The sequence below is a fragment of the Lentzea sp. NPDC051208 genome, from assembly GCF_040682435.1.
In the GTDB taxonomy this organism is placed as follows: domain Bacteria; phylum Actinomycetota; class Actinomycetes; order Mycobacteriales; family Pseudonocardiaceae; genus Lentzea; species Lentzea kristufekii.
Genome location: NZ_JBFBAW010000026.1, coordinates 38,461 through 59,029 on the forward strand (window position 1 = coordinate 38,461; position 20,569 = coordinate 59,029).

18 protein-coding genes are annotated in these 20,569 nt (G+C 70.7%); 7 read left to right on the forward strand and 11 right to left on the reverse strand.

What is annotated here, in order from left to right:
• Positions 1 to 31 precede the first annotated feature (31 nt).
• The 4 genes from htpG to AB0M48_RS40490 all read left to right on the forward strand — a co-directional run bounded on the left by htpG (position 32) and on the right by AB0M48_RS40490 (position 6,902).
• Positions 32 to 1,876, forward strand: coding sequence for a molecular chaperone HtpG (gene htpG / locus AB0M48_RS40475; RefSeq protein WP_363853014.1), 1,845 nt, complete (start codon positions 32 to 34; stop codon positions 1,874 to 1,876).
• A 115-nt stretch (positions 1,877 to 1,991) separates the two neighbouring features.
• Positions 1,992 to 4,733, forward strand: coding sequence for a DEAD/DEAH box helicase (locus AB0M48_RS40480; RefSeq protein ID WP_363853016.1), 2,742 nt, complete (start codon positions 1,992 to 1,994; stop codon positions 4,731 to 4,733).
• 187 nt (positions 4,734 to 4,920) lie between these two features.
• Positions 4,921 to 5,628 (forward strand): DUF4333 domain-containing protein, encoded by a 708-nt coding sequence (locus tag AB0M48_RS40485; RefSeq protein ID WP_258950227.1) that lies wholly within the window; start codon positions 4,921 to 4,923, stop codon positions 5,626 to 5,628.
• A 104-nt stretch (positions 5,629 to 5,732) separates the two neighbouring features.
• Positions 5,733 to 6,902, forward strand: a complete 1,170-nt coding sequence (locus AB0M48_RS40490; protein ID WP_363853020.1) for a GNAT family N-acetyltransferase — start codon at positions 5,733 to 5,735, stop codon at positions 6,900 to 6,902.
• Here the strand turns inward: AB0M48_RS40490 and AB0M48_RS40495 are convergent.
• On the reverse strand, positions 6,899 to 7,843 hold the full coding sequence (locus AB0M48_RS40495) for a 5'-3' exonuclease (RefSeq protein WP_363853023.1): 945 nt from the start codon (positions 7,841 to 7,843) through the stop codon (positions 6,899 to 6,901). The two genes, AB0M48_RS40490 and AB0M48_RS40495, sit on opposite strands and share 4 nt — an antisense overlap.
• Positions 7,844 to 7,871: 28 nt before the next feature.
• Between AB0M48_RS40495 and AB0M48_RS40500 the strand changes: the two genes are divergently transcribed.
• Positions 7,872 to 8,993, forward strand: coding sequence for a Xaa-Pro peptidase family protein (locus AB0M48_RS40500; RefSeq protein WP_363853026.1), 1,122 nt, complete (start codon positions 7,872 to 7,874; stop codon positions 8,991 to 8,993).
• Positions 8,990 to 9,436, forward strand: a complete 447-nt coding sequence (locus AB0M48_RS40505) for an Lrp/AsnC family transcriptional regulator (protein ID WP_258950223.1) — start codon at positions 8,990 to 8,992, stop codon at positions 9,434 to 9,436. Before AB0M48_RS40500 ends, AB0M48_RS40505 begins: the two co-directional genes overlap by 4 nt.
• A gap of 47 nt (positions 9,437 to 9,483) precedes the next feature.
• On the opposite strand, the gene AB0M48_RS40510 is transcribed toward AB0M48_RS40505, so the two are convergent.
• The 7 genes from AB0M48_RS40510 to AB0M48_RS40540 form a co-directional block, all read right to left on the reverse strand.
• A complete protein-coding gene (locus AB0M48_RS40510) occupies positions 9,484 to 10,101 on the reverse strand; it encodes an ATP-binding cassette domain-containing protein (RefSeq protein WP_363853030.1) in 618 nt (205 codons plus the stop codon).
• The gene (locus AB0M48_RS40515; RefSeq protein WP_363853033.1) at positions 10,077 to 10,652 is read right to left on the reverse strand and encodes an ATP-binding cassette domain-containing protein; all 576 of its coding nucleotides are present in this window, start codon (positions 10,650 to 10,652) and stop codon (positions 10,077 to 10,079) included. Before AB0M48_RS40515 ends, AB0M48_RS40510 begins: the two co-directional genes overlap by 25 nt.
• A 20-nt stretch (positions 10,653 to 10,672) precedes the next feature.
• Complete coding sequence (locus AB0M48_RS40520; protein WP_363853036.1) at positions 10,673 to 13,117, reverse strand: ABC transporter permease; 2,445 nt, start codon at positions 13,115 to 13,117, stop codon at positions 10,673 to 10,675.
• Between the two features lie 39 nt (positions 13,118 to 13,156).
• Complete coding sequence (locus tag AB0M48_RS40525) at positions 13,157 to 13,801, reverse strand: hypothetical protein (protein ID WP_363853039.1); 645 nt, start codon at positions 13,799 to 13,801, stop codon at positions 13,157 to 13,159.
• Positions 13,802 to 13,873: 72 nt separating this feature from the next.
• A complete protein-coding gene (locus AB0M48_RS40530) occupies positions 13,874 to 14,740 on the reverse strand; it encodes a hypothetical protein (RefSeq protein ID WP_363853041.1) in 867 nt (288 codons plus the stop codon).
• Positions 14,741 to 14,775: 35 nt separating this feature from the next.
• Entirely contained in the window at positions 14,776 to 15,768 is a 993-nt protein-coding gene (locus AB0M48_RS40535) for a proline racemase family protein (RefSeq protein ID WP_363853044.1), read from the reverse strand.
• A complete protein-coding gene (locus tag AB0M48_RS40540; RefSeq protein WP_363853047.1) occupies positions 15,765 to 16,658 on the reverse strand; it encodes a dihydrodipicolinate synthase family protein in 894 nt (297 codons plus the stop codon). Before AB0M48_RS40540 ends, AB0M48_RS40535 begins: the two co-directional genes overlap by 4 nt.
• Before the next feature lie 224 nt (positions 16,659 to 16,882).
• On the opposite strand from AB0M48_RS40540, the gene AB0M48_RS40545 reads away from it, so the two are divergent.
• On the forward strand, positions 16,883 to 18,094 hold the full coding sequence (locus AB0M48_RS40545; protein WP_363853050.1) for an IS110 family transposase: 1,212 nt from the start codon (positions 16,883 to 16,885) through the stop codon (positions 18,092 to 18,094).
• Positions 18,095 to 18,099: 5 nt separating this feature from the next.
• Here AB0M48_RS40545 and AB0M48_RS40550 read toward each other — a convergent pair whose 3' ends face one another.
• The 3 genes from AB0M48_RS40550 to AB0M48_RS40560 are packed head-to-tail and all read right to left on the reverse strand — an operon-like array spanning position 18,100 to position 20,545.
• The gene (locus AB0M48_RS40550) at positions 18,100 to 19,290 is read right to left on the reverse strand and encodes an FAD/NAD(P)-binding oxidoreductase (protein ID WP_363853053.1); all 1,191 of its coding nucleotides are present in this window, start codon (positions 19,288 to 19,290) and stop codon (positions 18,100 to 18,102) included.
• A complete protein-coding gene (locus AB0M48_RS40555; RefSeq protein ID WP_363853056.1) occupies positions 19,287 to 19,469 on the reverse strand; it encodes a 2Fe-2S iron-sulfur cluster-binding protein in 183 nt (60 codons plus the stop codon). The genes AB0M48_RS40550 and AB0M48_RS40555 overlap by 4 nt, the downstream gene beginning before the upstream one ends.
• Positions 19,466 to 20,545 (reverse strand): FAD-dependent oxidoreductase, encoded by a 1,080-nt coding sequence (locus tag AB0M48_RS40560; RefSeq protein WP_363853059.1) that lies wholly within the window; start codon positions 20,543 to 20,545, stop codon positions 19,466 to 19,468. The genes AB0M48_RS40555 and AB0M48_RS40560 overlap by 4 nt, the downstream gene beginning before the upstream one ends.
• Between the last annotated feature and the right edge of the window lie 24 nt (positions 20,546 to 20,569).

Genomic DNA, 20,569 nt, shown 5'->3' on the forward strand with positions numbered 1-20,569 from the left:
CGGTTCGTTTCACGGTTTTCGGTAGGGATTCATGGAGACGCTGGAGTTTCAGTCCGAGGCGCGTCAGCTGCTGCAGCTGATGATCCACTCGATCTACTCGAACAAGGACACGTTCCTGCGGGAGCTGGTCTCGAACGCCTCCGACGCGCTCGACAAGCTGAGGCTGGAGTCGTTCCGCGACAAGGACATGCAGGTCGACGTCGACGACCTGCACATCGTGATCGAGTCCGATCCGGCCGAGCGCACGCTGACCGTGCGGGACAACGGCATCGGCATGACGCGCGAGGACGTCGTCCGGCTCATCGGCACGATCGCGAAGTCCGGCACCGCGGAGTTCCTGAAGCAGCTCAAGGAACAGCAGTCCGGCAGCGCGTCCGACCTGATCGGCCAGTTCGGCATCGGCTTCTACTCGTCGTTCATGGTGGCGGACAAGGTCACCCTCGTGACGAAGTACCCGCACGCCGAGAAGGGCGTGCGCTGGGAGTCGACCGGCGAGGCCACGTACACGATCGACGACGTGGACGACGCGCCGCAGGGCACCTCGGTCACGTTGCACCTCAAGCCGTCCGACGACGAGGACCGCCTGCCGGACTACACCGAGCCGGCGAAGATCCGCGAGATCGTCAAGCGCTACTCGGACTTCATCACCTGGCCGGTGCGCCTGGGCGGCGAGGACATCAACTCGCGCAAGGCCCTGTGGGCGCGCCCGGCCTCCGAGGTGACGGAGGAGGAGTACGCCGAGTTCTACCGGCACATCAGCCACGACTGGAACGCGCCGCTCGAGACCATCCGCATGCAGGCGGAGGGCACGTTCGAGTACCAGGCGCTGCTGTTCCTGCCCTCGCAGGCGCCGATGGACCTGTTCATGCGCGACGGCAAGCGCGGCGTCCAGCTCTACGTGAAGCGCGTCTTCATCATGGAGGACTGCGCCGAGCTGATGCCGGAGTACCTGCGCTTCGTGAAGGGCGTCGTCGACGCGGCGGACCTCTCGCTGAACGTCTCGCGCGAGATCCTGCAGCAGGACCGCCAGATCCAGCTGATGCGCCGCCGCCTGGTCAAGAAGGTGCTGTCCTCGATCAAGTCGCTGATGGGCACGCGCCCGGACGACTACGCGAAGCTGTGGCGCGAGGTCGGCGCGGCGCTGAAGGAGGGCCTGCTCTCCGACGCGGACAACCGCGACGCGATCCTGGAGGTGTGCTCCTTCGCGTCGACGCACTCTGAAGAGTCGCTGACCACGCTCGCCGAGTACGTCTCCCGGATGAAGGACGGCCAGGAGCACATCTACTACATGACCGGCGACTCGCGGGTGGCCGTCGAGAAGTCGCCGCACCTGGAAGCGTTGCGCGCCAAGGGTTACGAGGTGCTGATCCTCACCGACACGATCGACGAGATGTGGGTCGACTCCGTCCCCGGCTTCGACGGCAAGACGCTGCAGTCCGTCGCCAAGGGTCAGGTGGACCTGGAGACCGACGAGGAGAAGTCGGCCAACGAGGCCAAGGCCGCGGAGTTCGCCGACCTGCTCACGTGGATGAAGGAGCAGCTGGAGGACAGCGTCAAGGAGGTCCGCCTCTCGTCCCGTCTGACGACCTCGCCGGCGTGCGTCGTCGGTGACTCGTACGACATCACTCCGACGCTGGAGAAGATGTACAAGGCGATGGGGCAGGAGCTGCCGAAGATCAAGCGGATCCTGGAGCTCAACCCGTCGCACCCGCTGGTGGAGGGCCTGCAGAAGGCGTTCGCGACCGGCGAACGCGACGGGCTGGCCGACACCGCGGAGCTGATCCACGGGCTGGCGCTGCTGGCCGAGGGCGGCGAGCTCGCCGACCCGTCGCGGTTCGTGAAGCTGGTGGCGGACCGGGTGCAGCGCACGTTCTGACAAAACCGCAGGTGGAGGGCGATGTCCAGGGGACATCGCCCTCTATGGCTTCAGTGCAGGCTGAAGTTAATCTATCTCGACGGCAATTGTCGGTGCGATGTGAAAGCCTGGAGGGGTGTCAAGTGCTTCGCGGTCCCCGGCCGAGGCCTACGCCCACTCCCGGCGCAACGCCCAGCGGCCCAAGCTGACCGATTTCCTGTCCGTGATCTCGTTCGAGCTGGACCCGTTCCAGCGCCAGGCCTGCGAGGCCCTGGAGGACGGTCACGGAGTGCTCGTCTGCGCCCCCACCGGTGCCGGTAAGACGGTGGTGGGCGAGTTCGCCGTGCACCTCGCGCTGACCGAGGGCCGCAAGTGCTTCTACACGACGCCGATCAAGGCGCTGAGCAACCAGAAGTTCGCCGACCTCACCGCGCGGTACGGGCCCGAGAACATCGGCCTGCTCACCGGCGACACGAGCGTGAACGGCGGTGCGCCGGTCGTGGTCATGACGACCGAGGTGCTGCGGAACATGCTCTACTCGGGTTCGTCCACTCTGGACGGACTCGCGTACGTCGTGATGGACGAGGTGCACTACCTGGCGGACCGCTTCCGCGGCCCCGTGTGGGAAGAGGTCATCCTGCACCTGCCCGAGCACGTGCAGGTGGTCGGTCTGTCCGCGACGGTCAGCAACGCCGAGGAGTTCGGCGAGTGGCTGGTCGAGGTCCGCGGCGACACCTCCGTCGTGGTCGACGAGCACCGGCCCGTGCCGCTGTGGCAGCACATGCTGGTGGGCAACCAGATGCTCGACCTGTTCGAGGGCGACCAGACGCACGCGCGGATCAACTCCCAGGTGCTGCGCAAGACCGAGGAGCTCGTGCGGTACCACGTGCCGTTCAGCCGCGGGCGCAACCGCGGCGGCGGCCCGGGGCGGCCTGCGCGCAACAGCGGGTTCAAGCCGACGTCGCGCATCGACATGATCCAGCGGCTCGACGCGGCGTCGTTGCTGCCGGCGATCGTGTTCGTGTTCAGCCGCGCGGGCTGTGACGCGGCGGTCGCGCAGACGGCGCGGGCGGGGCTGCGGCTCAACTCGCCGGAGGAGACCGAACAGGTCCGCCGGATCGTCGACGAGAAGACGCGCGACCTGCCCGAGGCCGACCTGACGGTGCTCGGGTACTGGGAGTGGCGCGAGGCGCTGGAGCGCGGCATCGCGTCGCACCACGCCGGGCTGCTGCCCGCGTTCAAGGAGACGGTCGAGGAGCTGTTCGTCCGCGGTCTGGTCAAGGTCGTGTTCGCGACCGAGACGCTCGCGCTGGGCATCAACATGCCCGCGCGGACGGTCGTGCTCGAGAAGCTCGTGAAGTACAACGGCGAGGCGCACGTCGACCTCACCCCGGGTGAGTACACGCAGCTCACGGGCCGTGCGGGGCGTCGAGGCATCGACGTCGAGGGGCACGCGGTCGTCGTCTGGCAGCCGGGGATCGACCCCAAGGCGGTCGGCGGGCTCGCGTCCACCCGCACGTACCCGCTGCGGTCGTCGTTCCGGCCGGGCTACAACATGGCCGTCAACCTCGTGCACCAGCTCGGTGCCGCGTCCGCGCGCGAGATCCTGGAGCAGTCGTTCGCGCAGTTCCAGGCGGACAGGTCGGTGGTCGGGCTCGCGCGCCGCATCGAGCGCAACAAGGAGGCGCTCGCGGGCTACACCGAGTCGATGACGTGCCACCTGGGCGACTTCTCCGAGTACGCGGCACTGCGCCGCCGCATCGGCGACCGGGAGAAGCAGCTCTCGAAGCAGAACACGAACGCGCGCCGCATCGAGACGGCCAAGTCGCTCGAACGGCTGCGCAAGGGCGACGTGATCGCGGTGCCGTCCGGGCGCCGCAGCGGCCTCGCCGTCGTCGTCGACCCCGGCCTGGAGCCGATGGGCGAGGCGAAGCCGCTGGTCGTCACCGAGGACCGCTGGTCCGGCCGCCTCACGTCGGCGGACTTCCCGTCGCCGGTCGAGGTGCTCGGCCACATCCGGCTGCCCAAGCAGGTCGACGTGCGCTCGCCCAAGTCGCGGCGCGACCTCGCGTCCACGATCCGCAACACGGGCATCACCGTGCCGTCGCGGGGCCGCAGGCAGACCACGGCGGACGACGACCCCGAGCTCGCGACGCTGCGCCGCGCCCTGCGCGCCCACCCGTGCCACGGCTGTGACCAGCGCGAGGACCACGCCCGGTGGGGCGAGCGGTACCACCGGCTGCTGGCCGAGAACCAGCAGCTGGAGCGCAAGGTCGCGGCGACGACGCACTCGCTGGCGCGCCAGTTCGACCGCATCCGCGCGTTGCTGCGCGAGCGCGGTTACCTGAGCGAGTCGGAGGAGGTCACCGCTGACGGCAAGCGGCTGACCAGGCTCTACAGCGAGTCCGACCTGCTCGCCGCCGAGTGCATCCGCAACGGCGTGTGGAAGGGCCTCAAGCCGGAGGAGCTCGCCGCCGTCGTGTCGTCGCTGGTCTACGAGGCGCGCCGGGACGGTCCCGTCGAGGCACGCCTGCCGCAGGGCCCGGTCGCCGACGCGATGCTCAAGACCGTGCGGCTGTGGGCGGAGATCGAGGACGACGAGCGTCGTCACAAGCTCGAACGCATCACCCGCCAGCCCGACCCCGGCTTCGCCTGGCCGGTGTACCGCTGGGCGCGCGGCGAGTCGCTGGAGAAGGTCCTGATCGCCGCCGAGGCCGGGGGCAACGAGCTCGGCGCCGGTGACTTCGTGCGCTGGTGCCGCCAGGTGATCGACCTCCTGGACCAGATCCGCGACGTGGTCGGCCGCCAGGACCCGGTCGGCGCGGCCGCGGCCAAGGCCGTCGACGCGCTGCGCCGCGGAGTGGTGGCGATGATGTGACCCCGAGTCGTGGCCTAGGGTCTGCATCGAAGTCCCGTTCGATGAGAGTCGCGTCCGGCCGGCTGTCGCGAACACGGACTTCGATGCAGACCCCAGGCCTGACGAAGGTTTTGCGAGTCGGAGTAAAGACTGACGTCAACGGTGTGATTGGATTTCGCCGCAACGTCGTACACACGGAGGTCGACTGATGAGCAGCCCGTACGGACCGTCCGGAGGGAACGATCCGCAGCAGCCGTGGGGCCAGCAGCCGCAACCGCCGCAGCAGCCTTATGGAGGCGGTTTCCCTCCCGGCACCCCGTCTGGCGGCTTCCCGGCGCAGAACCCGGGACAGAACCCGTACGGCCCGCCGCAGCCCCAGCCGGGTCAGCAGCAGCCGTACCCGGGTTTCGACCCGTCGCAGCAGCAGACGCAGCAGTACGGCGTGCCTGGTCAGCAGCCGCAGTCGAACCCGTACGGCACTCCCGCCCAGGACCCGTACGGTCAGCAGACGCAGCAGTACGGCATGCCGGGCCAGCAGCAGCCCAACCCGTACGGGCAGCAGCCGGGTTACGGCCCGCCGATGCCGCCGAAGAAGAAGTCCAGCGCCGCGATCTGGGTCGCCGCGGTCGTCGTCGTCCTGCTCGTGGGCGGCGTGCTGTTCACCGGCTTCGTGTCGCCGGCCTTCTTCAAGAAGAAGATCTTCAACAACACCGAGGTCCAGAAGGGCGTCGTCCAGATCCTGAAGGACGAGTACAAGATCTCGGACGTCGGCGCGGCGACGTGCACCGGTGAGAACGAGGTCAAGCCCAACACCTCGTTCGAGTGCAAGGTGCAGGTCGGCGGCAAGGACAAGAAGGTCAAGATCGTCGTCAAGACCGAGGACGGCGAGTACGAGGTCGGCCAGCCCACCGGCTGATTCCAGCTCTTCCGGAAGGCGTCCCCAGGGTTCCTGCGGGGCGCCTTTCGCGTCTCGCGGAAACTGAGGTGCGTTCGCCGTCGGCCTGAGCGACGATCGCGGGCGTGACGGAGATCCGCGTACTCACCGACGAAGCGCAGTACCGCGCCCACAACACGCTCTTCCGCCGTGCGATGCATTGGGGCCCGCCCACGGACGAACAGTGGCCGACGACGCTGCCGTCCTACGAGTCCGGCCGGGTGCTCGCCGCGTTCGAAGGCGACGAGATGATCGGCACCACCCAGTCGTTCGGCTGCACCATGGTGGTACCCGGCGGCGCCCTCGTACCGCACGCGGCCGTGTCACGCGTGGGTGTGCGTGCGGACCACACGCGCCGTGGCGTGCTGAGCGCCCTGATGCGCGAACAACTCTCGACGCTCCAGGAACCCGTCGCGACGTTGCGCGCGTCGGAGGGCCGCATCTACGGCCGTTTCGGCTACGGCCTCGCCGGACGCGTGCGGTTCCTGCGGATCGACGCGCGCAAGGCCGTGATCCCGGGCTCGCCGGCCGGGCGGGTGCGGATGGTGGACCCCGACACCGCGGACAAGCTGCGGCCGGAGCTGCACTCCCAGGTCGCGCTGAACCGGCCGGGACAGATCTCCCGCTGGCCGGGCTGGTGGGCCAGGGCGCTCGACCGCAAGACCGAGGCCGAGAACGTGGTCACCATCGTCCACAGTGGACCAGACGGCGACGACGGCTACGTCTGCTACAAAGTGTCCGAGGACAAGGACTTCCACCACCACATGGAGGTGCAGGACTTCGCGTGGGCCAACGCCGACGCGTGGCGCGACCTCTGGATCTACCTGACGAGGCTCGACCTGGTCGACACGATCGAGTTCGACGCCGCACTCGACGACCCGCTCCACTGGCTCTTCGAAGACCCGCGCGTCGTGTACACGAAGGACGTCTACGACCAGATCTGGCTGCGGCTCGTGGACGTCCCGCGCATGCTCGCCGCCCGCACCTACGGCAGCGCCGATCCCGTCGTCATCGAGGTGCGCGACAAGCTCCTGCCCGCGAACGACGGCTGCTACCGCGTCTCGCCCGCCGGTGCCGAACGCGTCGAGGCGCAGCCCGACATCACGATCCCGGCCGACCTGCTCGGGGCCGTCTACCTCGGTGACACGAGGTTCTCCGACCTCGCGGCCGCCCAGCGGATCCAGGGCTCGCGGTGCGCGGAGGCCGACGCGTTGTTCGCCGGCCCTCTCGCCCCGCTCTGCTCGACGTTCTTCTAAGCGCGCCGCTCCATCGCGTTCACCAGGCGCGGAACGGAACTGCCCAGGCCCCAGCGCTGTGTGAGCTCACGCAGCCGCTCGGGGTCGGCGGGCACGCGCGGCACCTCGTCGGCGCGGTCCAGCACGACCGGGGCGTCCAGCGCGGTGCGGACGACCACGGGCGCCACCGCCAGGTACTCCTCGGCCGCGATGAGCGCGTTGCGGGCCTTGGTGGTGAGCTTGCGGTCCATCGGGTCCGTCACGGCCTTGAGGACGGCGTCGAGCGAGCCGAACTCGGTGATGAGCTTGGCCGCCGTCTTCTCGCCGATGCCCGCGACGCCCGGCAGGCCGTCGGACGGGTCGCCGCGCAGCACGGACATGTCGGCGTACGCCGAGCCCGCGTTCTCGACGGGCAGCGAGTACTTGGCGGCCAGCTCCTCGGGGCCGAGGACCTCCGCCTTGTTCCAGCCGCGGCCGACGTAGACGACGTGCACGGGCGTCGGTTCGTGGCGCACGACCTGGAACATGTCGCGGTCGCCGGTGACGACCTCGACGGGCGACTTCGTCTCGCGGTGGGCGAGCGCGCCGATCACGTCGTCGGCCTCGTGACCCACGGCCTCGGCGGTGCAGATGCCGGCGGCGTCGAGGACGTCGAGGATGATCGGGATCTGCGGGGTCAGCGTGTCCGGGACCTCCTCCGAGCCGTCGGTGGCGTCCGCGGCGACCCGGTGCGCCTTGTACGACGGCAGCGCCTTCACCCGGAACTCGGGACGCCAGTCGGCGTCGAGGCACGCGACCAGGCGCGCGGCGCCGCGTTCGGTGATGACGCGGGCGATCGTGTCGACGAACCCGCGCACGGCGTTGACGGGCGTGCCGTCGGGCGCGGTCATCGAGTCCGGCAGCGCGTAGTACGACCGGAAGTAGAGGCTCGCGGAGTCGAGCAGCACCAGGGGAGAGCTCACGAACGGACAAGCTACTAGGCTTTCCTCCATGGCAACGATCACCGGGCCCATCGACGTGTCCGCGCTGCGCGCGCGGCTCGACCGCGCTTCCGCCGCCGCCGAGCAGGCGGGCGTCGACGCCCTCCTCATCTCGCCCGGCTCGGACCTGCGGTACCTGATCGGTGCCGGTGGCGACTCCTTCGAGCGCCTCACCTGCCTCGCGCTGCCCGTGGGCGGCACGCCGACGCTGGTCGTGCCGAAGCTGGAGCAGCCGGGCTACGCGGCGATCCCCACCGACGAGCTCGGCGTCGAGGTCGTCACGTGGGTCGACGGCGAGGACCCGTACGCGCTGGTCAAGGCCGCGCTCAAGGGCTCGCGCACGGCCGTGGCGGACATGATGCCCGCCCTGCACACCATCAAGCTCGGCCAGGCGATCGGCGGCGCGCAGTCGCTGGCCGGCCCGATCATCCGCGAACTGCGCATGCGCAAGGACGCCGCCGAGATCGACGCCCTGCGCAAGGCGGGCGCCGCGATCGACCGCGTGCACGCGCGCATGGGCGAGTTCCTGCGCGTGGGCCGCACCGAACGCGAGGTCGCGCACGACATCGCGCTGGCGATCGTCGAGGAAGGCCACACCGTCGCCGAATTCGTCATCGTCGGCTCCGGCCCGAACGGCGCGTCCCCGCACCACCGCGACTCCGACCGCGTGGTCGAGGCGGGCGACGTCGTCGTCATCGACATCGGCGGCCCGGTCGCCGAGGGCTACAACTCCGACTCGACCCGCACGTACGTGATGGGCGAGCCCGCCTACGACGACGTCCGGGAGACCTACGCCGTCCTGCAGGCCGCGCAACAGGCCGCTGTGGACGCCGTGAAGCCGGGTGTGACCTGTGAAGAGGTGGACGCCGCCGCCCGCTCCGTCATCGCGGACGCCGGGTTCGGCGAGTTCTTCGTCCACCGCACCGGCCACGGCATCGGCCTGGACGTGCACGAGGAGCCCTACATCGTCAGCGGCAACTCGCTGCCGCTCGAAGCCGGCATGGCGTTCAGCGTGGAGCCGGGCATCTACCTGCCCGGCCGCTGGGGCGCCCGCATCGAGGACATCGTGGTCGCCACCCCGGACGGCGTCGAGTCCTTCAACAACCGACCTCACGACCTGGTGGTGCTTTGACCCTCGAGCAGATCGACAGAGCGATACTGAAGGAACTCGCCTCGGACGGCCGGTGCAGCTTCACCGACCTCGCCGAACGCGTGGGCCTGTCCGTCTCGGCCGTCCACCAGCGCGTGAAGCGCCTCGAACAGCGCGGCATCGTGAAGGGCTACGCGGCCCGGCTGGACGGCGCCGAGATCGGCCTGCCGATGTCCGCGTTCATCTCGCTGTTCCCGATCAACCCGGCCGAGCCGGACGACTACCCGAAGCGCCTCGAACACCTACCTGAGATCGAGGCCTGCTACTCGGTGGCGGGTGACGCCTCCTACGTCCTGCGCGTCCGCGTCAGCTCGCCGGTCGCGCTGGAGGAGCTCCTCCAGAAGATCCGGGAGTCGGCGAACGTGTCGACGAGGACGACCGTCGTGCTGTCGACGCCGTACGAGGACAGGCCGCCCGCGGTCTGACGGTGGACTGCCTGCTGCGGTGGGAGATCCCGCCGCAGCACCAGCCGTCAGCGCACCTGTCCGTCGGCGAGCACCAGCACCCGGTCGGCGACGGCGTGCACGGCGTCGTGATGGGTCGCGATCAGCACCGCGGCCCCCTCGTCCGCGACCCGCCGCAACAGCCCGACCGCGGCCTCGGCACTGGTGGCGTCCAGGTGCGCGGTGGGCTCGTCGGCGAGCAACGCCGAAGGCCGCGCCACCACTGCCCGCGCCAGCGCCGCGCGTTGCTGCTGCCCGAACGAGACCTGCCCCGGATACCGGGACCTCAGCCCGGAGATCCCCAGCTCGGCCAGCAACTCGGCGACGCCGGCCACGTCCCGCCCCGCCAGCCGCAACGGCAGCGCGACGTTCTCCTCCAGCGTCAGCTCGGAGGCCAGCCCGAGCGACTGCGGCAGGACGGCACACGCGGACCACGAGGCGAGTCCGGGCGACACCGACCCGCTGTCGGGGAAGTCGAACCCGCACAACAGGGACAGCAGCGCGGTCTTGCCGGAACCGGACGGCCCGCTCAGGGTCACCAGCTCGCCGGAGGAGACCGCCAGATCCACCCCGCGCAGCACGGACACCCCGCCGAAGGCCCGGTGCACCCCGGCCGCCCGGATCACGACGCGGCCAGCGGGACGCACAGGTCCGCCAGCGCCACCAGCCGCGGGTCGTGCGACGCCACCACGGCCGGCACCGGCAGCGAACCCAGGATCTCCAGCACGAGATCGGCCGACCGCGCGTCGAGCTGCGAGGTCGGTTCGTCGGCCACCACGACCGAAGCGCCGCGGGCGAGCGCGCACCCGAACGCCAGACGTTGTTGCTGGCCACCGGACAGCGCGCCGATCCGCCAGGTCGCGGACCCGCCCAGCCCGAGCCGGTCGAGCAGGGAGAGGTCCGCGGCACCGGCCGCGCGCAGGTTCTCGCCCACCGTCAGGTGCGAGATCAGGTTGTCGGCCGGGTTCTGGAACACGACCGCGATCTCCTTGCTCCGCAACACCCGCAGCTCCGACCACGACAACGACGAGGTCGGCACGTCGTGGACGTACACCTCACCCAGCGAAGGGCGTTCGATCAGCGACAGGACGCGCAGCAGGGTCGACTTGCCGGAGCCGGACGGTCCCGACAGGGCGGTGAGGCCGGGCGCGATCGACAGCGACACGTCCGTGACGGCGTGCACGGAACCGTAGGACACCCCTACGCCACAAGCACGGATCACCTGAGCAGTTCTCCCATCCGCGCGGTGCGCACACCGCGCAAAGCAAGCCAGGCCGCCACGACGACCACCAGGGTGCCGCACGCCACCATCGACCCCAGCAGCGGCAGCAGGTCCGGCAGCATCGGCGCCGGGTTCAGCCAGGGCGCGGGGTCCAGGCGCGGTACGGCCGCCCCGGCGCTCGCGAACGACGCCACCACGCCGATCCCCACGGCCAGCAACGCCAGCGCGCCCACCTCCAGGAGATGGCTCGACCACAGCACGGACGGGCGCATGCCCATGCGCGTCGACAGGGCGCCGGACACGGCGTTCTGGCGGCGGCGGACCTCGACGGCCAGCAGCAGCGCCACGGCGGCGACCACGGCCAGGACGACGCCGATCGCCGCCACGAAGCCGAAGGTCCACTCGACGGTCAGGAACGGCAGGCCGTCGAGGACGCGGGCGCGGTCGGCGACGTTCGTGTAGTGAATGCCGTCGGCCTGCAACGCGGAAGTCAAGGCGGACAACGGAAGCGTCGACCACAGGTGCCACGAGCCGACCTGCTCGACTGCCGGCACCGAGTCGCGGGCGACGACGTACCCGCGGGTGCCGAGCTTCGGGAACGACGGCAGCGCCGCCACGGGCTTGAGCAGCGGCAGGCCGGCGATCTGGATCTCCTGGTTCGCCGACCGGCCGATGCGCAGGGCGGGCGCGACCTCACCGGTGCGCTTCAGGCCCGAGAGCAGCGAGCGCACCTCGGCGGCGTCGTTCAGCACGGCGGCGTCGGTGAACGTCGCGGGGTCCACGACCAGCGCGCCCGTGCTCACCCCGACGAGAGTCGTGTTGCCCCGCAACGACGAGGGCAGCGCGACCCGGCCGAGCGCGACGTCCTGCGACACCTGGACCGTGCTGTTGGCGCCGACGAACACGCCGGACTTCGAGTCCAGCGCCGACTGCTGGGCCCCCGCCACCGCGCTGCCGACGGCGATGGTGCCGACCGCCAGCACGCCCACGAGCAGCACGCCGGTCACCGGTCCGACGGCGGCGGCCAGCCGCCGCAACGCGAGCTGGGCGGCCGGAACCCGCCACCACCGCACGTGGTGCGACCACCCCAGCGACCAGCGCAGCAGCCGCGTCGCGAGCAACGCCGCCGCCAGCACCACGAGCAGGGGGAACGCGAGCGCGGCCACGTCGACGCGCGGCAGCGAGCCGGGCTTCAGCGACGTGCCCAACCCGTTGTGGGACAGGCGGACCCACGCGAGCACGGCCAGCCCGGCGACGACCAGTTCCCACGGCACCAGCGCGAGCCGCCGCGAACGGGCCTGCCGCTGGAACGTCCGATGCGCGCGCCAGGACGCCACCAGCACCGTCACGGCGAGGCTCAGCGCCACCACGGCCAGCACGAAGCCCAGCGCCACCCAGAGCGTTCCGCGAGCCAGCACCACACCCGGCGCGTACAACGGCAGCAGCAACCGGGCGGCCACCAGCCCGAGCACGCCGCCCAGGACCAGCGGCATCCCCAGCTCCAGCACACCGCGCAGGCCCAGTGCCAACGGACTCGCCCCGCGCACCCACAGCAACCTCAGCTCGGAATGCCGCCGCTGCGCCCACTGCACGGTCACGGTGCCCACGCCCGCAAGCCCGACCAGCACGCTGATGATCACCAACGGCAGCAGCGAGGAGGAGACGTTGCGCTCGGAGGTCCGTGCCGCCGCGATGGCACCGGACAGCAGATCGGTCCGCGTCAACGACAGCCCGAGCGCCGCCAGCCGCGCGTTGCCGTTGTCCCGCAACGCCTCCGCCTCGGCGAGCGTCGACGGCGCCTCGGCCGCGAAACGCAACGACACCGTGGCGTCCGACGCGAACTCCGGTGGCAGCGCGGCGAGGTCCGCGGCCGAGGTCACCCAGATCACCGACGTGCTGGCACCGTCGCCGGCCAGCGGGTTCGGCACCACGGTCTTCGCCTCGGAACACCACCAGCCGTCCACCGGCTGCGTGAGGTCGGCGTAGATCGCGGACACCACCAGAGAGGACCCGGTCAGCCGGTCGCCGACCTTCACCTTCGCCGCCGTCGCGATCGTCTGCGGCACCCACAACCCGGTACCACCACCCTGCACCGCGGTCAGGTGCGACACCGCGTCCGGCCGGTACCCGAACCGGCCGTAGGTCGCGATGCCGTTGAAGTCGGGCCGGCCGATCCGCGAGTAGGCGCCGCCCAGATCACTGCGCGCCGCCAGCGAGACGGCCGTGGACAGCGGGAGCCGGTCCCCGTCCAGCGACGGGTGCACGGAGTGCGGGCACATCCGGCTCTGCTGGTAGGCGAGAGCGGCGCTGCCCGCGGCGGAGGAGTGCAGGGCGGCCGCGGCCACCACGAAGCCCAGCAGCAACGTCGTCGCGATGCTCACGAGCAACGTGAGCGGACTCGACAGCGCCGCCCTGGGCGCGGCTCTCCACGGCAACTGCACCAGCGCACGCTAACCGCCGTTCCCCGATTTGGGGAGCGTTCAGGAGGTAACGGAACGCATGACGCCGAACCGGCCGCCGAACGGGTCGACGAGCACCGCGATCCGGCCGACTCCGTCCAGGTCGTGGGGTGCGAGGAGCACCGGTGCCGCGGCCGCCACCTGATCCACATCGGCCACCTCGAAGTACGGCAGCCAGAAGGCCTGCGAGTCCGCGACGATCGCACCGAACATCCGGCCCGCACCCGCGCCCGCGGGCTGCAGGAACTGGCCCGGCGCGCCGGGAACCACCTGGATCTCCCACGAGAACAGCGAGCGGTAGAAGTCCGCGGACACGGTGGGGGCTGGGGAGTGGAGCTCCAGCCACGTCAGCGACCCCGGGACCGACACCGCGCCGAGCCCGGCGGGGCCCTGCCACACGCCGAACTCCTCGCCGTGCGGGTCGGTCAGCCGGACGTCCGCGGCGGGCGAGGTACCGGCGAAGTGGACGGTCCACGAGCCGGGCCGCGAGGTCGCGTGCCCGGCGACCGCCCGGCCGCCGCGGGTGAAGACGCCGGAGCCCGGGGTGTCGAGGGGCTGGTACTCCCAGCCGAGCACGCCGCTGTAGAACTCGGCCGCCTTCGCCTCGTCCGAGGTGCCCAGGTCGATCCAGGCCGGCGCTCCGGGGACGTACTCGGTGGTGATCATCCAGGTCCTGTCCTGTGCGTCCGTTCGAGGGGCGTCGCGGTCCAGCGATCCGGAGGCGAGGCAGGACAGGGCCTAGGCCCACCTCCAGCGGATACCTACCCAGTTGACCGACACGTCAGTCTCGAAGTGGTGCACGGAGTTCGTGTGGTCCGGTACCAGGTCGATGGTCCGGTGCGGTTCTTCTTCCTCCCAGTCCTGCAAGTAGACGTGCGGGTCCACGGGCAGCGCGGCCGGGTCGAAGTGCACCTCGATCAGGCTCTGCGCGAGGAAACAACGCACGCCGTGCGCGTACTCGATGCTGTCGAGCTGTGTGGGGTCGTGCGCGACGAACTCGAAGACCCAGGTCTCGCCTTCCCACAACGGCTTGTCGAAGAGCAGTTCGTGGACGACCACACGCTCGGCCTCGTGGCGCGTGGACCGGCCGAGACGGCAGTTGCGGACGGGCTCCTGCCGCACCTCCGCGGTCTCCGCCGAGTCGTCGCAGAAGTAGTGCGCGTAGAACCTGTCGACGCCGTCGTGGCGGGCACGGACGGCCATCTGCGCGTGGACGCGGGACGCGTGCCGTTCCGCGTCCACGAACACCCTGTCGTGCCGGGAGAGGACCTCCAGGTCGTTGGCGTTGAAGCCGGGCACCATGCCGGGCACGACGTCCGGCCAGCCGCTCGGGCCGGTGTGCTCCAGCAGGGCCAGCAGCGAGCGCGGCGGCACCTCCAGCAGCTCTTCGAGCACCGCCACGGCCCGCAGCGACTTCGGGGAGACCGGCCGCACCCTGCCCTGCTGCCAGTCGCTCAGCGTCGACAGCGCGACGGCCACGTCCTGCTGCCGCAGGCGTAGCCGGAGCCGTTCCAGCGTCAGGCCACGACGGCGGATGGCCGCGCGCAGCGCCGAGTGGAACGGTCCGATGCGCAGCAGCGCTTCCAGACTGGGCGTCGTTGTCACGGACTTGACTCTAGTGACAACGGTCGGCGGCCTGCCTAGAGCGCGAACCCCTCGGGGAACGGATCGGTCTCGTCCAGCAGGTACTGGCCCATGCCGGTGATCCACGCCCGTCCCGCCACCGTGGGCACGACGGCCGTGCGGTCGCCGAGCGGGACCTCCTCCAGCAACCGGCCGACGAACCTCGTGCCGATGAACGACTCGTTCACGAAGTCCTCGCCGATGCCGAGCTCACCGCGGGCGTGCAGCTGAGCCATCCGGGCGCAAGTGCCCGTGCCGCAAGGAGATCGGTCGAACCAGCCGGGGTGGATCGCCATCGCGTTGCGCGAGTGGGCGCCGTCGTGACCGGGCGCGACGAACTGGACGTGCTTGCACCCGCTGATCGCGGCGTCCACGGGGTGCACCGGCCGGTTCACCGCGTTGATCTCGTCCATGATGGACAGACCAGCGGCCAGAATTCGTTCTTTCTCCACACGATCGAACGGGATGCCCAGGTCCGCCAAGGGCACGATCGCGTAGAAGTTGCCGCCGTACGCCATGTCGTACCGGATCTCGCCGAGTCCGGGCACGGTCACCACGGCGTCCAGCTCGTGCGCGTAGGACGGGACGTTGCGGATCGTCACGAGCTTCGTGCGGGTGTCGTAGTCGGCGAGGACCAGCCCGGCCGGGGTGTCCAGGCGCACGGTCGTGACAGGTTCTGTCATTTCGACCATGCCGGTCTCGACCAGCACCGTGGCGACGCCGATCGTGCCGTGCCCGCACATCGGCAGCAGGCCGGAGACCTCGATGAACAGCACACCCCAGTCCGCGTCCTGGCGGGTCGGCGGCTGCAGGATCGCGCCGCTCATCGCCGCGTGGCCGCGCGGCTCGTTGACCAGCAGCCGGCGGATGTGGTCGTGGTCCTTGATGAAGTTCAGCCGCTTCTCGGCCATGGTCTCGCCGGGGATCACGCCGGCCCCGCCCGTGATCACCCGCGTCGGCATGCCCTCGGTGTGCGAGTCGACGGCGCTGAAGTACTTGGCGAACCTCATGAGGTCGCCAGCTTCATGTCCGCGTCGACCTGGGCGAGCTGCTCGGGGCTCAGCGGGCCGCGCGGGGGACGGCACGGACCGCCGTAGCGGCCGACGTAGTCCATCGAACGCTTGATGGCCTGCACGAACTCGGTGCGCGAGTCCCAGCGGAACGCCGGCACGAGCTTCTCGTACAGCGCCCGCGCCTCGTCGAGCCTGCCCTCCAGCGCCAGGTCGAACAGCTGCTTGCTCTCGGCCGGGAACACGTTGGGGTAGCCCGCGAACCAGCCCGTCGCGCCCATCAGCAGGCTCTCCAGCACGACGTCGTCCGCACCCGCCACGACGGTGAGGTGCGGGGCGGCCGCGCGGATCTCCAGCACACGCCGGACGTCACCGGAGAACTCCTTGACCGCCACGACGTTCTCGATCTGGCCGAGCTCGGCGAGCAGGTCCGGGGTCAGGTCGACCTTGGTGTCGATCGGGTTGTTGTAGACCATGATCGGCAGCCCGGCCTTCGCGACCTCGCGGAAGTGGTGCACGACCTCGCCGCGGTTGGCCCGGTACATCGTCGGCGGCAGGCACAGCACGCCGTCCGCGCCGTCCTCGGCCGCGAGCTCGGCCCAGTGCCGGGCCTGGTGCGCGCCCACGCCGTGCACGCCGATGACCGCGATGCCACGTCCCTTGACCGCCGCGATGGCGGTCTGGGCGACCTCACGGCGTTCCGCGTCGGTCAGCGACGAGTACTCGCCCAGCGAGCCGTTCGGGCCGACGCCGCGGCAGCCGCTGTCGACGACCCACCGGCAGTGCTCGGCGAACCTGTCCAGGTCGGGACGGAGCCCGGCGGGGGCCTTCGGGTCTTCCGCGTAGGGGAGCGCGGTGGCGACGATGACGCCGTCGAGGCGTTCGGTCATGACTTGTCCCTAAGGTCGATGTTGTTCGGGGTGAGTGCCCCGGAAGCCCAGAGCGATGGGGTGTGGCTGATGACTAGTTGCCGTGAGGTGGCTCCGAAGGAATGGCCGCCCCGTCGTTCTGGACGCCCTGGCCGCTGATTCAGATCTGGTGCGGACCGTCGCTGTTTAGGGACCTGCTGGCGGGGTTGTCCACGGGACTTGACTGAGACAACAGGAGAACGAGGGTGAAGGATCGGCCGCTGGTCTGGGTCGGTGTCGATGTCGGCAAGGCCACGCACCACGCGTGCGCGATGGACTCGGCCGGGAAGGTGGTGTTCTCGCAGAAGTTCGCCAACGACCAGGCCGCCATCGAGCACCTCGTTGCCCGTGCCGGCCAGGCGGCCGGCGAGGTGCGGTGGGCGATCGATCTGACCAGCAACGCGGCGGCGCTGCTGGTCGCGGTGCTGATCGCCGCGGGTCAGCAGGTGGTCTACGTGCCGGGCCGGGTGGTGAACCGCATGAGCGGGGTGTTCCGCGGCGAGGCGAAGTCCGACGCCAAGGACGCGCGGGTGATCGCCGAGACCGCCCGCATGCGCACCGACCTCACGCCTGTCACGGCCACCGACGAGCTGGTGGTCGAGCTGACCCGGCTGACCGCGCACCGCGAGGACCTGATGGCCGACTGGGTGCGCGGGGTCAACCGGTTGCGGGACATGCTGACCGGGATCTTCCCCGCATTGGAACGCGCGTTCGACTTCTCCACCCGCAGCGCCCTGATACTGGTCACCGGTTTCCAGACACCACAAGCGGTCCGGGACGCGGGACAGTCCTGTCTGGACAGTTACCTGCGTGAGCACGGCGCCTGGGTCAAAGGAATCCCGGCCATGGTCTCCGACGCGCTGGCCGCCGCCGAGGCCCAGACGCTGCGGCTGCCCGGCGAGGCGACCACCGCCACGCTGATCGCCGACCTGGCCCGGTGGCTGCTCGACCTGGACCGGCGGATCAAGGAGACCGACAAGCTGATCACCAGCAGGTTCCGGGCGCACCCGCAGGCGGAGATCATCGAGTCGCTGCCCGGTCTCGGGCCGATCCTGGGCGCGGAGTTCCTGGTGACCACCGGCGGCGACCTCGCCGCTTTCGCCACGTCCGGTCGCTTGGCCTCCTACGCCGGACTGGTCCCGGTGCCGCAGGACTCCGGTCGGGTGACCGGCAACCTGCGTCGCCCGAAACGCTACAACCGCAGGTTGCGACGCGTGTTCTACATGGCAGCACTGTCCAGCCTCAAAGTCAGTGGACCTTCCCGCGCCTTCTATGACAAGAAACGCGGTGAACGACTCATCCACACCCAGGCCCTGCTCGCCCTGGCCCGCCGCCTGGTCGACGTGCTCTGGGCCCTGCTGCGCGACGGCCGAAAATTCACCCCGGCCGCGCCCCAGCCCGCTACTGCTGCGGCTTGACACGGTCATTCAGATTCCTCCGGGAGTTCTGCTAGTTCGCCGAGGGGGATCGGGACCGCGATCACGCGGCGCTGGCCGTCGAACGGGACGCCGGTCAGCTCGGCGGCGTTGCGGGCGCAGATGCGGCCCTGGCAGCGGCCCATCGCGACACGGCTGGTGAGCTTGAGTTCGCGCATGCTCGCGGCGTCGGTCAGATCGTCGAGACGTACCTTCTCGCAGCGGCACACGGTGGTGTCCGGGTTCAGCCACGTCCGCCAGCCGGGCTGGACCTCGTGCGCCCTGGCCAGCGCGCCGGCGAACAGACGCCCCCTGCGGACGGCCTCCACGGCCTTCGCGGGCGGTTCCTGTCCCGCCGCGGCGGCTCCGGCGACGACTCCCTCGGCCTCGGCGAGGTCGGCGCCGCCGATGCCGGTGACCTCGCCGGCCGCGTAGACGTTCTCGACCGAGGTCCGCTGGTGTTCGTCGACGTCGTAGAAGTCGTTGATGCGCAAGGCGTTCGGCAGGAGGTCCGTGCGGGGCAGGAAGCCGTAGCCGACGCACACGAGGTCGGCGTGCTCGGTGCGGTGGCTGACGGGCCGCCACCGGCTGTCGAGCTTCGCGATCGTCACGCGGTCGCCGTGCTTGGCGATGACGGCGCTGCGGGTCTCCAGGCGGGGCAGCACCTTCCGGTAGCCCGCGAGTTCGCCGATCTTGTGCCGGTTGGCGAGCACGGCCCTGGACTCGCGCAGCCACCGGGCGGGAGAGGAGGCCTCGTAGACGCCGACGAGCGTGGCGCCGAGGTCTTGGAGCGCGGTGGCGACGGGCAGCAGGAACGGGCCGGTGCCCGTGACGATCACGCGTTCGGCCAGCGTGACGCCCTGCTTGGCGAGGGCCTGGGCGGCACCCGCGGTGATCACACCGGGACCGTCCCAGCCGGGGAAGGGCAGGGGGCGGTCGTAGGCGCCGGTGGCGATGACCAGCGCGTCGAACCGCAGTCGCCCCGGCCCGCGCAGGTGGAGCGTGTCGCCCTCCACCAGCCAGGCCTCGGTGTTCTTGAGGTGCGTGACCCCGGCATGGCCGAACTCGGCCCGGCCGCGCAGGTACTGGCCGCCCGCCTCCGGTTCCGAGTCGACCATCGTGACCTCGGCACCCGCGTCGGCGGCGGTTCTGGCGGCGGCCATCCCGGCCGGTCCCGCTCCCACGACCACGATCCTCATGACGTCGTCCTGATCACGTCGCCGTCGCGCAGCCGGTGGCGGCACGCCCGCACCTCGGGCACGCCGTTGATCTCCGCGACGCAACCGAAGCACACGCCGATGCCGCAGAAGTACCTTCCCGGCAACAACTCCGCGACGTGCGCCACCTCGCGCGGGAGGCCGTTGAACGTCACCTTCACACCATCACCTCCGGCCGGTCGACGCGGAACGGGCGGGGATCCACCAGGGGTTCCTCGCCGGTGAGCAGCTGGGCGAGCAGGCGCCCGGTCGCCGGGGCGAGACCGACGCCCGCGCCCTCGTGACCGGTGGCGTGCCACAGACCGGGCGTGCGGGGGTCCTCGCCGATGATCGGCAGGTGGTCCGGCGCGTACGGGCGGAAACCGCCGTACGCGCGCATGACCGGGACGTTCGTCAGCATCGGGAACATCGCGATCGCCTTGCGCGCCAGCGCTTTCAGCACCTTGGTCTCGATCGTGTCGTCGAAGCCCTTGCGCTGGCGGCTCGACCCGATCAGCACCGTGCCGGCCTGGGTCGACTCGACCACGCCGGACGTCTGGAGGTCCGCGTCGCCGCTCGCGACCGCGCCGACGTAGTCCGCGTCGTAGACCTTGTGCCGGATCGTGCCGGGGATCGGCGTGGTCACGAGCACCACGCCGCGCCGGGGCAGCACGTTGACGCCGAAGTGCCGCGCCCACGGGCCGGTGGCGTTGACGACCGCGCCGCAACTGATCACGCCCTCGGACGTCGTCACGCTCCGGCCGTCCGTCGCGGACACCTCGGTGCGCCGGACCTCGATGCCGCGCAGCAGGGCCCGGGTGGCCTTGACCGGGTTGAGCTGCGCGTCCTGGAGGTAGTGGACGGCGGCGGTGATCTCCGGATTCAGGTGCGGCTCGTGGGCCAGCGCGTCCGCCGCGCTGATCTCGCAGGCGTCGACGCCCGCCGTGCGCTGGGCGGCGGCGAAGGCCTGCAACGGGACGACGGCCTCGGGGGCCGTGGCGACGACGAGGCCGCCCTTCTCCTCCCATTCGGCGTCGTCCGCGAGTTCCGGCCACAGGTCGCGACTCGCCAGGGCGAGGCCGAGTTCCGGGCCCGGCTCCTTGTCGCTGACCAGGACGTTGCCCTCACCGGCCGCGCTGGTGCCCGACGCGGGTCCGTGGCGGTCGACGACGAGGACAGCGAGGCCGCGCGCCCGCAGGGCCTGGGCGCACGCGGCCCCGATGATGCCCGCGCCCATCACCACGACGTCCGGCTGCATCGCCACCTCCGTTCAATAGAATGA